The sequence below is a fragment of the Bradyrhizobium sp. CCH5-F6 genome, assembly GCF_001556045.1.
GTDB lineage: Bacteria > Pseudomonadota > Alphaproteobacteria > Rhizobiales > Xanthobacteraceae > Bradyrhizobium.
Genome location: NZ_LSIC01000028.1, coordinates 1 through 12,562, shown reverse-complemented (window position 1 = coordinate 12,562; position 12,562 = coordinate 1). Strand labels below are relative to the sequence as shown.

Annotated in this window: 13 protein-coding genes; 3 read left to right on the top strand and 10 right to left on the bottom strand. The window is 63.7% G+C overall.

Annotated elements, in window-relative coordinates:
* The first annotated feature begins 111 nt into the window (after positions 1-111).
* Complete coding sequence (locus tag AX729_RS05415; protein ID WP_156456739.1) at positions 112-315, top strand: hypothetical protein; 204 nt, start codon at positions 112-114, stop codon at positions 313-315.
* 91 nt (positions 316-406) lie between these two features.
* Positions 407-529 (top strand): hypothetical protein, encoded by a 123-nt coding sequence (locus tag AX729_RS41485; RefSeq protein ID WP_283807783.1) that lies wholly within the window; start codon positions 407-409, stop codon positions 527-529.
* A gap of 151 nt (positions 530-680) precedes the next feature.
* Here AX729_RS41485 and AX729_RS05410 read toward each other — a convergent pair whose 3' ends face one another.
* The 10 genes from AX729_RS05410 to AX729_RS05365 all read right to left on the bottom strand — a co-directional run bounded on the left by AX729_RS05410 (position 681) and on the right by AX729_RS05365 (position 10,684).
* Entirely contained in the window at positions 681-1,442 is a 762-nt protein-coding gene (locus AX729_RS05410) for an SDR family NAD(P)-dependent oxidoreductase (protein WP_061020880.1), read from the bottom strand.
* Between the two features lie 33 nt (positions 1,443-1,475).
* On the bottom strand, positions 1,476-3,215 hold the full coding sequence (locus AX729_RS05405) for a nitrilase-related carbon-nitrogen hydrolase (RefSeq protein ID WP_061020879.1): 1,740 nt from the start codon (positions 3,213-3,215) through the stop codon (positions 1,476-1,478).
* A 13-nt stretch (positions 3,216-3,228) separates the two neighbouring features.
* Positions 3,229-4,218 (bottom strand): acetamidase/formamidase family protein, encoded by a 990-nt coding sequence (locus AX729_RS05400; RefSeq protein ID WP_061020878.1) that lies wholly within the window; start codon positions 4,216-4,218, stop codon positions 3,229-3,231.
* 33 nt (positions 4,219-4,251) lie between these two features.
* Positions 4,252-4,980 carry an ABC transporter ATP-binding protein gene (locus tag AX729_RS05395; RefSeq protein WP_061020877.1) on the bottom strand — a complete coding sequence of 243 codons (729 nt, stop codon included), beginning with the start codon at positions 4,978-4,980 and terminating at the stop codon, positions 4,252-4,254.
* On the bottom strand, positions 4,973-5,689 hold the full coding sequence (locus AX729_RS05390; protein ID WP_061020876.1) for an ABC transporter ATP-binding protein: 717 nt from the start codon (positions 5,687-5,689) through the stop codon (positions 4,973-4,975). The genes AX729_RS05395 and AX729_RS05390 overlap by 8 nt, the downstream gene beginning before the upstream one ends.
* Positions 5,689-6,735, bottom strand: coding sequence for a branched-chain amino acid ABC transporter permease (locus tag AX729_RS05385; RefSeq protein WP_502686898.1), 1,047 nt, complete (start codon positions 6,733-6,735; stop codon positions 5,689-5,691). Before AX729_RS05385 ends, AX729_RS05390 begins: the two co-directional genes overlap by 1 nt.
* Before the next feature lie 33 nt (positions 6,736-6,768).
* Positions 6,769-7,506 (bottom strand): ABC transporter permease subunit, encoded by a 738-nt coding sequence (locus AX729_RS05380; RefSeq protein ID WP_061020874.1) that lies wholly within the window; start codon positions 7,504-7,506, stop codon positions 6,769-6,771.
* 91 nt (positions 7,507-7,597) lie between these two features.
* Positions 7,598-8,851 (bottom strand): urea ABC transporter substrate-binding protein, encoded by a 1,254-nt coding sequence (locus AX729_RS05375; protein ID WP_061020873.1) that lies wholly within the window; start codon positions 8,849-8,851, stop codon positions 7,598-7,600.
* Positions 8,852-8,861: 10 nt separating this feature from the next.
* Positions 8,862-9,527, bottom strand: coding sequence for an ANTAR domain-containing response regulator (locus tag AX729_RS05370; protein WP_061020872.1), 666 nt, complete (start codon positions 9,525-9,527; stop codon positions 8,862-8,864).
* The gene (locus AX729_RS05365; RefSeq protein ID WP_061020871.1) at positions 9,524-10,684 is read right to left on the bottom strand and encodes a transporter substrate-binding domain-containing protein; all 1,161 of its coding nucleotides are present in this window, start codon (positions 10,682-10,684) and stop codon (positions 9,524-9,526) included. Before AX729_RS05365 ends, AX729_RS05370 begins: the two co-directional genes overlap by 4 nt.
* Before the next feature lie 654 nt (positions 10,685-11,338).
* On the opposite strand from AX729_RS05365, the gene AX729_RS05360 reads away from it, so the two are divergent.
* Positions 11,339-12,475 carry a GNAT family N-acetyltransferase gene (locus AX729_RS05360; protein ID WP_061020916.1) on the top strand — a complete coding sequence of 379 codons (1,137 nt, stop codon included), beginning with the start codon at positions 11,339-11,341 and terminating at the stop codon, positions 12,473-12,475.
* Positions 12,476-12,562 lie beyond the last annotated feature (87 nt).

Genomic DNA, 12,562 nt, shown 5'->3' with positions numbered 1-12,562 from the left:
CCGAATCGTGCAGCGCAACAGGCCAGCTTGGCATCCTTGAAGACCGACAGATCCGCAGGCTCGGGCTGCTCACGTCGAGGAAGACGGCATGCAGGGCGGACGGGGCCAATCGTGCGGATGATTGCGCGGCTGCGCATTCTCCGCGCGGGGGGTATCCTGCAGGCCATCAAGGCACCGAGAAGCCGCCCCTCCTCTCACCATGGCGCTCGCGTTTCTGCTCGCAATCTGCAGATCGATTTGACCGGCGGCGAGCTTCAGCTTCTTGGCCTGTTGGGCAAGACGTTCTCCGCCGATCCGATGTTCAAAAGCCCATAGGACCGGGCATGCATTGAAGCGATCAACGAGCTTGCTCGCGATAAGCCGTGTCGTATAGATGGCTTGCCATTCCAATCGAAGGAGGCTGGGGATGAAGGCTTTTGTGCTTGGCTGCGTCGCGGCCCTGGTGATCGCGATTGCAGGGATGATGGTCCTGGATCGCCTTCAGGAGCCCGTCGCGCAAGCTTTCGCTACGACCGGAGTGCGTCTCTGAGAGCCGGTGGGTCGGGCTATCCTGCACAATGAGGGGTCCCGAAAATCCACATAGGGAGAGCGTTGCCCTGCACAATACGGGCGGCAATGGCTACGCTGTCCCTGCGCGATCACGCGGTCAATGATGACGCGGGTGACTCAGTGTTCACGCCTCAGAATTGCACCCCCCGCGTCAGGGCACCGTCGACGACGAGGTTCGTTCCCGTGATGAAACTGGCGGCGCCACTTGCGAGAAATACGACGGCGTTCGCCATCTCCTGCGGCGTGCCCATCCGGCCCGTGGGATTGAGCGCAAGCGCCGTCTTGTAGAGCTCGGGATTGCTGTCCTTGATGGTGTTCCAGACACCGCCTTCGAAATAGGTGTTGCCCGGCGAGACCGTGTTGGCGCGGATACCCTTGTGTGCGAGCTGATTGGCGAGACCCTGCGTGTAGTGGATGATGGCAGCTTTGAAGGTGCCGTAGGGGCCGGCCGCAAAATCGACCTCACGCCCGGAGACGCTCGATATCGTGACGATCGCGCCGGCTGTGCTCTTCTCCAGATAAGGCATGGCTGCGTTTACCAGCCGGACTGTGCCCATCATGTCGGTGGAGAACTCCTTCTCCCAGCTTTCGTCATCCTGGCCGATCGCGAGCGCGCTGACATTGGCGACGACGACGTCAATTCCATCCAGCTTGGTCGCCATGTCGGCCACCCAGGCCTTGAGCGCCGCACCATCGGACACGTCGACCGCGGCGCCGAAGGCCGCGACGCCTTTGCTCTTGAGCGCTGCAACGGTGCTGTCGACGTCCGCCTGGCTGCGCGCGCAGATGCCGAGATTTGCGCCCTCGGCGGCAAAGGTCTCCGCAATCGCACGGCCTATCCCCTTGGTGCTGCCGGTGACGAGAACCTTGGCGCCCGCAAGTCCTAGATCCATGATCGGCTCCTTCTTCCCAGTAGATTCACACGTTCAGTGGTTATTTGCCGTCGCTCTCACCAACCCTCGATAGCTGTGCGGCATCCGCATCGAAACGAGATCCTTTCGTCGCACGACGTTGGTCGGATACACGCTGTCGAGATTGGTGGTGTCGACGAGAGCAGTAGCAAGGTTCGTGCCGTCCGCTGCAATCGCTTCGCGGCGCGGGAATTCGAACGTATCGGGGCCGAACACGCCGCTCAAGCCGGGATAGCCGTGTTCGGGATCGAATACATTGGCAAATGCCAGGAACACGTTGTTCTCGCCAGCGCGGACCCGGAAGTGATGCCAATGATGCGGATCGGCGCCGGTCGGGATCGGTGCTGGCTGCACAACGGAAGTCCCCGGATGTGGCGACCCGAAGGGTCCCTTGACCGCCGCGCAGCATGCGATGATGTCGCAGCCGCGAAGTGCGAGCACCCTCCCCGCTTCCGGAAACGCCGCATCGTGGCCGATCAAGAGGCCTATTCGCCCGATCGGCGTGTCGACCACGGCCCAATCATCGCCCGCTGTGGCCCAGCCCCGCTCCTCTTCCATCAGATGCGTCTTCCGATAGAGTGTGATTTCTCCATCCGGCGTGATCAGGCAGGCGCTGTTGTAGACGGCATCGCCCGCGCGCTCGGCCATCCCAAAGACGATGTAGATCTGAAGCTGCGCGGCGACCGCGCGCAGGCTCTCCGTGGCGGGGCCCGGTATCGGCTGCGCCGATCTCGCTGGATCTGCCAGGCCGCTGACCGCGAGTTCCGGGAAGACGACGAGTTCTGCACCGTCGGCCTTGGCCTGTCGCGCGAGACTCGCGATCGCCTCGAGATTTCGCGCAACATCGGCACCGGGTGCGAATTGGGCCGCGGCAATACGCGACCGCACGCCTTCAGGCCAGGGCTCGTGGCCGTAGAGGCCGAAAAAGTCGTGCGGATTCCAGCTGAAGGTGTCGGTGAGCAACTCAGGATAGAGCTCGGGCCGACGCTGACGGAAGACGGGCTCGCCCATCACGTGGCGCGCGCGCGCAATATCGAGATCGATGTCGGCCAGCGCGAACCCGTCGCCCTTGTCGAGGACCGCGATCACCTGGCCATCCGGCGCGATCACGCAGCTCCCGCCGCTGAACTGGACTGTGCGCTCGAGACCCCAACGGTTGCTCTCGATCACGTAACAGCCGTTCTCGAAGGCGCGGCTGATCCAGTAAGGCGCCGGCGTTCGCTCCGCGAGCCAGTTGGAGATATGACAGATGACGTCCGCGCCGCCGAGCGCCATCAGTCGCGCAGTCTCCACAAAATGGATGTCCATGCATATGAGGAGCGCGATCCGTCCGATCGGTGTGTCGAACACCTGGTTGTGCAGGTCGCCCGCCGCCGCCCATTTCGGTTCGGAGATATAGGGATGCGTCTTACGATGGCGACCGACGATGCCATCGGGCCCGACGAGCACGGCCGAGTTGAAATAGATGCCGTCCTCGTCGACCTCAGGCATGCCGACCACGATGTAGCAATCATGCTTGCGTGCCAGCGCCGCAAACCGGTCGGTGGTCGGCCCCGGAATCCGCTCGACATAGGGCCGAACCTCGGCACGGTCGAACCAGCAATAACCCGTGGTTCCCATTTCCGGCGTGACGATGAGCTTCGCCCCGGCCGCCGCCGCCTGCTCGCAGAGTTCGAGCAGGCGCGCGATATTGCGCTCCTTCTCGAACATGACCGGCTCGAACTGGACGGTGGCGACCTTGTGTACGGTGGACATGAGCTGGCTGGCCTCAACCGAGATAGGACTTCTTGATGGAGGCGCCGAGCGTGTACTTCGGATCGACCATGTTGCCGAGACGCACCCGGCCGGCCTGGGTCAGCAGCATGTAGGCATCGATCTCGTCGAAACCGTAGTCCGCCGCCATCCAGCGGCAGAGTTCGCGATAGGCGATGCGGGCTGCATCCTCCATCGGACGCGCCGAGCCGATCGTCATGATGAAGTCCTGGGTCTCGAGCCGCGGCCAGGCGATGGTCCAGCCCTTGATCAGGTCGACCTGCACCGTGGTCACGGTCGGATGCTCGATGGCGACGCCGCAGAGCTCGCCGTCGCCCTGCGCCGCATGGCAGTCGCCGAGATAGAGCAGCGCGCCCTTGGTATTGACGGGCAGATAGATGATGGCGCCGACGCCCACGTCGGGCAAATCCATGTTGCCGCCATAGTAATCCGGGACCAGCGACGAGATCGCCTCGATCTCCGGCGAGGTGCCGATGGTGCCGATGAAGGGCTCATAGGGCAACGTGATCTTGTCGTTCCATTTGGTGCCGGTCTTGGCGTCGATCTCCAGCTTCTTGACTCGCTCGGGCAGCGACGGATTGAGCAGCGCCGTGTTGCCCGTGCTGACCAGACCACCGAACTCCGGCATGATCACCGTGGTGCCACGCGGCTGCGGCCCACGCGGCACGATGCTCTCGATATAGACCGCGAGCGTATCGCCCTTCTCGGCGCCGTTGACGTGGATCGGCCCGTTCTGCGGATTGAGGAACGGGAAGTTGAGGATCTTCGACGGGCTGTCGGTCTCGTTCTTGATGGCGCCCTCGAACGCGTCATGGGTCTCCGCGGAGACGACGGCACCCGGGTCGACCGTCAGCACCGGCTCCACATAGGGGCCATAGACATAGTGGTACTTGCCCTGCTCGCTTTCCGTGATCGTGTAGCTGGTGCCGCGCTCGCCCTTGGCGATGCCCTTGCGGGCCATGATGGAGTCTTTCTGCCAGGACATTTGCTTTTCTCCTTCTGTCGTTGGCGTAGGTCTTCAAACCGCGAGATGACGGCGCATCTCGGCCGCGTCGTCGAGCGCCGCGCGATCGAGGTTTGCGACGATGCGTCCCTTGTCCATGACGTAGCAGCGCTGCGCCATGGCGCGGATCATGTCGAGATTCTGCTCGACCAGGATGATCGTCACCCCGGTCCTGTGGTTGAGCTCGACCATGTTGCGCGCGATGTCCTGGACGATGTTGGGCTGGATGCCCTCCGAGGGCTCGTCGAGCAGGATGAGGTTGGGATCGGCGATCAGGACCCGTCCGATCGCGAGTTGTTGCTGTTGCCCCCCGGACATGGTACCGGCGCGTTGATGCCAACGCTCTTCGAGGATCGGAAACGCTTCGACGATCTTGCGCCGGCCCGCCTCGGGAATGCCGCCGCCCTTGATCGCTGCGCCGACCGCGACGTTCTCGCCGACGGTCAGCCGCGGAAACACGTCGCGCCCCTGTGGCACATAGCCCATGCCGAGGCGCGCTCGCTTGTGCGCGGGCAGAGACTCCACCGCCTCGCCGCGAAAGACGATCGAGCCGCTCATCGCCGGCACCAGCCCGATCAGGCTCTTCATCAGCGTTGACTTGCCGACGCCGTTGCGACCGATGACGGCCACGATCTCCCCTTCCCGCACCTCGATCTCGAGGCCCTGGAGCACCGGCTTGCCGCCATAGCCGGCCCGCAAGGCGAGGGTCGACAGGATCACTTCCTTGCGCGGCTGATCAAGCATGGGCCTGCCCCAGATAGATCGCCGCCACGCGTTCGTCGGCCACGATCTCGTCGATCGAGCCTTGCGCGAAAACCTGCCCGAGATGCAGCACCGTGACGCGGTGCGCGACCTGCCGGACGAAGGCCATGTCGTGCTCGATGGCCAGCACCGTCATGCCGTCGGCATTGAGCCGCTGCACCATTTCGCCGGTCATGTGGGTTTCCTCGGGCGACATGCCGGCGGTGGGCTCGTCCAGCAGAAGAAGGCGCGGCTTCAGGCTGACCGCCATGCCGATCTCGAGCCATTGCTTCTGGCCATGGCTGAGATTGCCGGCGATCTGCGCCTGCTCCGATTCCAGCCCGAGGAAGGCCAGCAGCCGGCCGATCTCCGATTCCAGCTCCGCCCCGCGATGCCGGCTCTGCAGGGCGATCTCGAGGTTCTGGCGGACCGACAGGCCCTTGAAGACGCCGGGCACCTGGAACTTGACCGAAAGGCCGCGGTGAATCCGCGCAAAGGATTTCAGCGCAGTTATGTTCTCTCCGGCGAAGAGAATGTCGCCGCTGCCGGGATGATGCTCGCCGAGGATCAGGCGGAACAGCGTGCTCTTGCCGGCGCCGTTCGGGCCGATCAGGCAATGGATCTCGCCGGGTTGCAGCGTGAGATCCACGGAATTGGTGACGTGCAGACCGCCGAAGTGCTTGTTCAGCTTGCGCAGTTCGAGCAGCGACATCAGCCGGCCCTCTGCGTGAAGCGGGCGGCGATGCGGCCGAGCCAGTTCATCGCTCCGAGCACGAGACCGTTCGGGGCAATCAGCACCGTGAGCACCAGCAGCACGCCCATGAAGACCAGCGCGTACTGGCTGCCATAGATGGTGAGCGCCTGGAACGCGGCGAGGACCACCAGCGTGCCGATCACGGTCGACGTCAGGTCGCTGCGGCCGCCGACCGCGACCCAGATCAGCGGCAGCGACGCGGCCGTCATCCCCATGCTCGACGGCGTGATGTACTGCCCCCACACCGTGTAGAGCACGCCTGACAGACCCGCGAGCGCAGCGCCGATGACGAAGGTGATGAGCTGGTATTTGCGGACGTCGTAACCCAGCATCTCCGCCCTTTCAGGGTTCTCACGGATCGCGACGATGACATTGCCGAAAGACGAGTTCATCAGGATACGCAAGGCCAGATAGACGAAGACGAGAAGCCCGAGCACGAGGTAGTAGAGCCCGACATCGGCGAACAGCACGATCGGCTCGCCCGGCCAGGGGATGGTCAGCGGCGGCATCGCACTCATGCCGTTGAAGCCGTTGAGCCGCGCACTGCCGATGTGCCATTCCGGCCCCGCGGTCTGTGCCATGAAGCGTTCCAGCATCAGGGTCACCGCGAGGGTGACGATGCCGAGGAACACCCCGGCGATGCGTCCGAAGAACATGAAGTAGCCGAGCAGGACCGCGAACAGCGCGGCGATCGCTACCGCGATCACCAGCGCCAGCAGCGTGAAGCCGTAGGCGGAGCCGAAATTGATGGTGAGGATGCCGTAGCCATAGCCTGCGATCCCGAAGAAGGCGGTCTGGCCGAAGGAGAGCGAGCCGCCATAGCCCCAGATCAGGCACAAGCTGAGTGCGATGAACACCCAGACGAAGAAGTAGACGGTGTTGCCGACCGTGTAGCCGTCGCTGAACTGCGGATACGCGAGTGCGGCAGCAAGCACCAGCGCGAACAGGCTCCAGAAGGCCGGACCGCGACCGACGGTCTGCGGGCCTTCGAGGCGGCGAAACATTGCGAGGAGACCGGTCACGACGCGATCACTCCGTCAGGTGCGTTCGCGCAGCACGAAGCCGGAAATGCCTTTCGGCAACACCCGGACGACGATGATGACGGCGACCAGCAGACCGATCTGGCCGAACAGCTGTCCCTGCCAGGACGTCATCACCGACTTCACCACCGCAAGCACGCCGCCGGCCGGTGCCGTGCCGAGGAAGACGTCGGCGCCGCCGATTACCACGGTGACGAAGGCTTCCATGATGAAGGTTGCGCCCATGGTCGGCACCAGCGTCATGGTCGGCGCATAGAGACCACCGGCAAGACCGGCGAGCCCCGCCCCGCAGGCGAAGGTGAGGCTGTAGATCAGGCGGGTGTCGACGCCGAGCGCAGCCGCCATATGCGGCACCTGGATGGTGGCGCGCGCCAGCACGCCGAACCGCGTCCAGTTGAACAGTGCATAGAGCGCGGCGAGCACGCCGAATGCGGCAAAGAACAGCACGATGCGATAAATCGAATAGGAGTAGTCGCCGACCTGGAAACTGCCGAACGGCGTGCCGACGCCTGCCATGGTCGAGCCGACCATGATCAGCGTGCCCTGCGTGGCGATCAGGCTCAGTCCCCAGGTCGCGACGATGGTGTCGAGCGGCCGGTTGAACTCGCCATGGGCAAGATTGATCACGCCCATCATGCCGAAGATCACCGCGAGCCCGCAGGCCGAGAGCACCAGGAATGCGAAGGCGTCGCCGAATTGATAGAGCGCCGAGAATACGTGGGTCGCGATGTCCATGAATCAACCAGGATGTGGGAGGATGCGGCGCCGCCGCAGATGTCCGTGACCGCCCCGGCGCGCCGCAAGCGCCGGGGCGATCAGCCGCCGGTCAGGGTTTCGGCGGCGGATTCGACGGCGTGTACTGGGCCATCGGATCCTTCTTGGTGAGATCGCAGCCGGCCTCACCCAGCCAGTACGGCTTGATGTCTTCCCAGACCTTCGGGAAGGAGATCGAGTGATCGGCGCCGACCTTGGCGAGATAGATCGTGTGCGACATGTGCTGGCTCTTCGGGTCGATGCAGACCTTGCCCTCCGGCGCGTCCATGCAGACGTCGCCCAGCGCGATCACCTTGCGGATCTCCTCGCGCTTGGTCGACTTCGCGCGCTCCACCATCTGCTTGTAGAGATAGACGGCGAGATAGGAGTTCTCCGCCTCCTGGTTCACATAGGGCTCGCTCGGGAACTTGGCCTTGAACTTGGCGTAGAACTCCTTGCTCTTGGGCGAGTCGATCTCCTCGATGTAGTTGGTGGTGACGTACATGTCCTTCAGGCTCGGCGGCTTGAAGCGCTTGTGCTCGTAGCCCTGGCCGACATTGACCGAGGAGGCCATCGGCAGGTTGACGTTGGCGGAGGCCGCCTGCTCGTAGTAGGAGGCCTGAGCGGTGCCGACCAGCAAGGTGACCACGAAGTCCGGCTTGGCCTTCTGGATGTTCTGGACGCTCTGCGAGAATTGCGACACGCCGAGCGGGATGAACTCCTCGCCGGCCATCTTGCCGCCGTTCTCCTTGACGATCTTGCGGACCCACTCCGCCGAGATCTGGCCGAAATTGTAGTCGGCTGCGAGCGTGTAGACGTTCTTGCCGTACTTCTCCATCATGTAGGGAATGAGCGTCGAGAACTGCTGCTCGGGCACGGCGCCCGTCACGATCATGTGGCCGTCGCAGACGCCGCCTTCATACTGGTTGTTGTAGAAGGCAAAGCCGTTGAACTGGTCGACGATCGGGCGATACGCCTCGCGCGAGGCCGACGAGAATCCAGCGAACACGACATCGACCTTGTCGCGCTGGAGCACACGCCGCATGAACTCCTGGTAGCGGGTGTTGTCGGACTGCGTGTCGTAAGTGACGAGCTCCAGCGGCCTGCCCATGATGCCGCCGGCCTTGTTGATCTCCTCGGCGGCGAGCTGGATGGCGTGAACCTTGCCGATCGTAGCCGCCGCGAAGTCGCCGGACTGGTCCTCCAGCACGCCGAGCTTGATCGGGTTTTCCGCCGCGAGCGCCAGATGTGATCCAACGGGTGATCCGAGGACAAGCGTCCCCGAGAGGGCTGCGGCGCGCAGCCCCCGCAATACAGACTTGTTCATTTTGCTTCTCCTAGATGGCCTGCTTGTTGCCGCCTTGCAGCGTGATGCCGGTCGTGCGGCCGGACGTGTCGGGCGGCTTCGCCCGCTTGCTCAGAAACTCTTCGCAATAGAGTTCCATGTTCTGCCGCGCGCGCATGCTCTCGCGGCGGAGCTGGGAATAAGCACCTTCCTCGTCGAGGCCATCCTGCCGCATCAGCAGGATGACGGCCCGGATCACCGCGCGGCGGCCGCGGCGGCGCTCCTCGAGACCCTGCAGGCGCTCATACATCTCGGCGCGCAGCAGGAACTGGTTGATGCCCATGAACAAAGACGTGTAGACCGCGCCGCCATGCACCGGCTTGCGCAGGAATGAGGTCGCGCCCAGATTGACCAGCGCCTTGAGCCGGCTCGGGGCTTCGACGCCGACGAGGCCGATCACCGGCGCCGGCGGCAATCGCGAGGCGGGATTGACCTCGATGGCGACGGCGCCTTCGAGATCGCCGTCGATGAACAGGATGTCACGGTCGGCCTGCAGACTCGCGACATCGATCTGAGCACGACCGTCGACGATTTCCGGGTACTCGGTGGAAACGCCGAGCTTGGCCAGCGTCGTTTCGAGCGCGCTCTCCCACCCTCCTCGCCTGGTCACGACGATGGCACGGCCGCCCTTGAAATTCTGCAGCAGTCGGGAGCTCATGATTGCACCACCTTCAAATGTGGAGAGCGCATTGCGCTGGCAAAGCGCGGCGACGACTGAACGAGATAGGGATCCGGCGCGATCGGCTCGCGGGATTCCAGCAGCACTTCGAACTGCCCGCTGGCGGTCGATCGGCCGATCCGAGGGGTGAGCCAGGCGTGGAAGGTCTGGCGATCGATGCGAACCTCGCCTTGCGGCGCGTGCAGCCGCTGGTCTGCCACGGCGGCGCGGACCGTCCGGGCGTCGTCGGTACCCGCCTGCGACAAGGCCGCTCCGAGCAGCTTGACGGCGATGTAGGACGCTTCGGCGTCCGCCGACGAGGCCGGCCCATCCGGAAAGGACGTGGTGTAGGCGCGAATGAAGGCGCCGTTCTCCGCCGAGTTCAGCGAAGAAAAATAGACACTCGAGGACAGGTGTCCGTCGATCGCATCCGGACCGATTTCCGGCAATTCTGGCTCCGAGAGCGTGCAGCTCGCGATCGGGATCTCCGCGGCCTGATCGATGCCGCGCGCGCGGCAGGCGGCCCGGAACGCCCGGAAGAACGCGTAGGCGCTGGTACCGATCAGATTGTTGAAGACGAAGTCGGGCCGTTGGTCGATGATTGCCGCGATCACCTGGTCGACCTCGGTATCGCCGACCGAGAGATAACGTTCGGCGAGCACGGTGCCACCGCGCGCAATCAATGCCTCTCGGAAGATGCGGTTGTTTTCCCAGGCCCAGATGTAGTTGGAGCCGACGCAGAAGGCACGCGAACCGAGGCGGGATGCCAGGTAGTCGACGAGCGGCAGCACGTGCTGGTTCGGCGCCGCGCCGGTGTAGATGACGTTATCGGAACTCTCGAATCCCTCGTAGTGAGAGGGGTACCACAGCAGTCCGTCGAGCTTCTCGAAGCACGGGATCACTTCCTTGCGGCTCGACGAGGTGTAGCAGCCGACCACATGCCGAACGCCGGAACCGAGAAGCTCGAGGCTGAGCGAGCGATAGCTCGCGAGGTCGCCGGACGGATTCACGACGACCGGCTCGAGCGCAATATCGCCGCCGCTCGCGTTTATCTCGCGAAAGGCGAGCAGCGCACCGTTCAGCATCGACCTCGCGACGACGCTATAGGACCCCATCGTCGAGAGCATTACGCCGATGCGATATGTCGTCCGCGCCATCACTCGTCCCAAAATGAAAAAGGCGCCCATCGGCCGTTAAGCCGAGGGCGCCCTCGCCGCCAACCGAGCACGCGAAACCCGCGCGATGTTGGAAATGGTTGAAACTCGCTGCGTTCACGGGCCGAACTGCCCAACGCTTGCGTAGCACGGTCGTTGAGATCAGCTGCGAAGTCAAGCGCGTTATTGCAGCGAAAGCTGCCACGATTCGTATCGTACTGCAGCAAAACTGTGCAGCCGATCCGAGGCACCGCGTCGATGCTCCGGAGACACGACTGCACACCTGAAATCGTGCTTTTCACGCCTGACGCGCGCTATCGAAGCTTGCTCCGTCAAACCCTGCCGATGGGCCTATGCCAATCCAGGTCGTCGGCACTTCCCACGACGAGCGGCAGAATCTCTTCCAGCCTTCGCATGCGCCGAGTTGTGAATTCCAGCTGGCTGAGCGAATCTGGCATCGAGCCGGCCGCACACGATCTCGTCGTCGGCCCGAGTCGCACGCCCCGGGCATCTTAAGAATTCGGTAACGATACGAACGTCGTTGAACGCATTCATGCAAATCGCGCGCTGCCGGTGTCTGCCCCTGGTAACGACCTTGGTATAAGCCAAGCCAAGCGCGATCGACGCTCGCGAATGATCTGGTTTAGCTGATTGCTCATGAACAAGCTTGGCAACGCGTTCGACATCGTCGTCGAGCAGTCGTTCGACTTTCTGTCCCCGGAATACGCAGAGCTGTTTGATCGATCCGCCGCCACTGCGTTCCAGCATCCGATCTGGCTGCATAGCCTCTACACCAGGCTCGCGCCGGAGGCGGGTGCAACACCTCTGGTCGTCGTGGTCCGTTACCGAGCGACGGACGCCCTTGCAATGGTGCTGCCCCTGCTCCGGATCAGGCGCGGTCCGCTACGAACCGTCGAGTTCGCCGACCTCCGCGTTTCCGACTATCTGGCGCCGGTTTGTAGCCCGGACGTGTTCTCCCAACTGCTCGACGACGCGGCTGCATGTGCGCAGATCCGGCGCCTTGTCCGTCCTTTCGATCTGCTCCGAATGGTCAAGCTGCCCGACGGGCGGCTTGCGATCGAAAACCTCCTGGGTGCATCCGGCCGCGTATCGATGGACACCAATGCCTATGCGACGGTTCTCGTTGCGCCATTCGAGCAATGGCGGGCCAGCGCGATCGACCGCTCCTATCAGAAGGAGCTCGCAAAGAAATATCGTCGGCTCCAGAAGAAGGGCGCGCTGAGCTTCTCATGCTGTGGCGACGTCGCCTGCGTGCTCGAGGCGTTGGACGTGATGAGGAAGTTTCGTGGTCCGCGCTTTCACGCGCAGGGCGACGGAGACCTACTTCAGCGCCCAAAATACTACGGCTTCTATTCCGACGTTGCCCTTCGCGGCCTGGGCTCCTTCGTCCGCCTCTATGCCATGGAGATGGACGGCGAAGTCATTGCCGCCGTGCTCGGACTGTGCCACCGCGGCACCTTTCTCATCATCATGAGCGCCTTCGACATCGCCGGCTACAGGAGCCAGTCCCTGGGCGCGCTGATGTTCGAACAAGTGGCGCGGGATTGCATCGAGCGCGGAGATCAAATGCTCGATTTCACCATTGGCGACGAGCCATACAAGAAATTGTTCGGCGCGCAGCCATCGCCGATGTGGGCGATCACGCAGGCTGGCAGCACCGCAGGCGCCATCGCGCTCTTCGCGCTCAAGCAGGCGCCCTGGCTCAAGCTGGCGGGCAAGCGGCTATCGGATTTGAGGCTGCAGCCCGCCCGCACCGAAACTCCCACGCACTGACCGACGCCGGCGAAGGCAGGGCCATCGCATCTGGCTCGTTGCGGCGGCCTGCGCGCACGCCTCGTCCTTCGAGACGGCGCTCACGCG

What these genes read in the sequence shown, in the direction of transcription:
- AX729_RS05365 (WP_061020871.1), bottom strand. Translation starts at nt 10,684, where the DNA reads ATGGCGCGGACGACATATCGCATCGGCGTAATGCTCTCGACGATGGGG.
- AX729_RS05360 (WP_061020916.1), top strand. Translation starts at nt 11,339, where the DNA reads ATGAACAAGCTTGGCAACGCGTTCGACATCGTCGTCGAGCAGTCGTTC.
- AX729_RS05405 (WP_061020879.1), bottom strand. Translation starts at nt 3,215, where the DNA reads ATGTCCACCGTACACAAGGTCGCCACCGTCCAGTTCGAGCCGGTCATG.
- AX729_RS05380 (WP_061020874.1), bottom strand. Translation starts at nt 7,506, where the DNA reads ATGGACATCGCGACCCACGTATTCTCGGCGCTCTATCAATTCGGCGAC.
- AX729_RS05400 (WP_061020878.1), bottom strand. Translation starts at nt 4,218, where the DNA reads ATGTCCTGGCAGAAAGACTCCATCATGGCCCGCAAGGGCATCGCCAAG.
- AX729_RS05410 (WP_061020880.1), bottom strand. Translation starts at nt 1,442, where the DNA reads ATGGATCTAGGACTTGCGGGCGCCAAGGTTCTCGTCACCGGCAGCACC.
- AX729_RS41485 (WP_283807783.1), top strand. Translation starts at nt 407, where the DNA reads ATGAAGGCTTTTGTGCTTGGCTGCGTCGCGGCCCTGGTGATCGCGATT.
- AX729_RS05390 (WP_061020876.1), bottom strand. Translation starts at nt 5,689, where the DNA reads ATGTCGCTGCTCGAACTGCGCAAGCTGAACAAGCACTTCGGCGGTCTG.
- AX729_RS05395 (WP_061020877.1), bottom strand. Translation starts at nt 4,980, where the DNA reads ATGCTTGATCAGCCGCGCAAGGAAGTGATCCTGTCGACCCTCGCCTTG.
- AX729_RS05370 (WP_061020872.1), bottom strand. Translation starts at nt 9,527, where the DNA reads ATGAGCTCCCGACTGCTGCAGAATTTCAAGGGCGGCCGTGCCATCGTC.
- AX729_RS05375 (WP_061020873.1), bottom strand. Translation starts at nt 8,851, where the DNA reads ATGAACAAGTCTGTATTGCGGGGGCTGCGCGCCGCAGCCCTCTCGGGG.
- AX729_RS05385 (WP_502686898.1), bottom strand. Translation starts at nt 6,735, where the DNA reads ATGTTTCGCCGCCTCGAAGGCCCGCAGACCGTCGGTCGCGGTCCGGCC.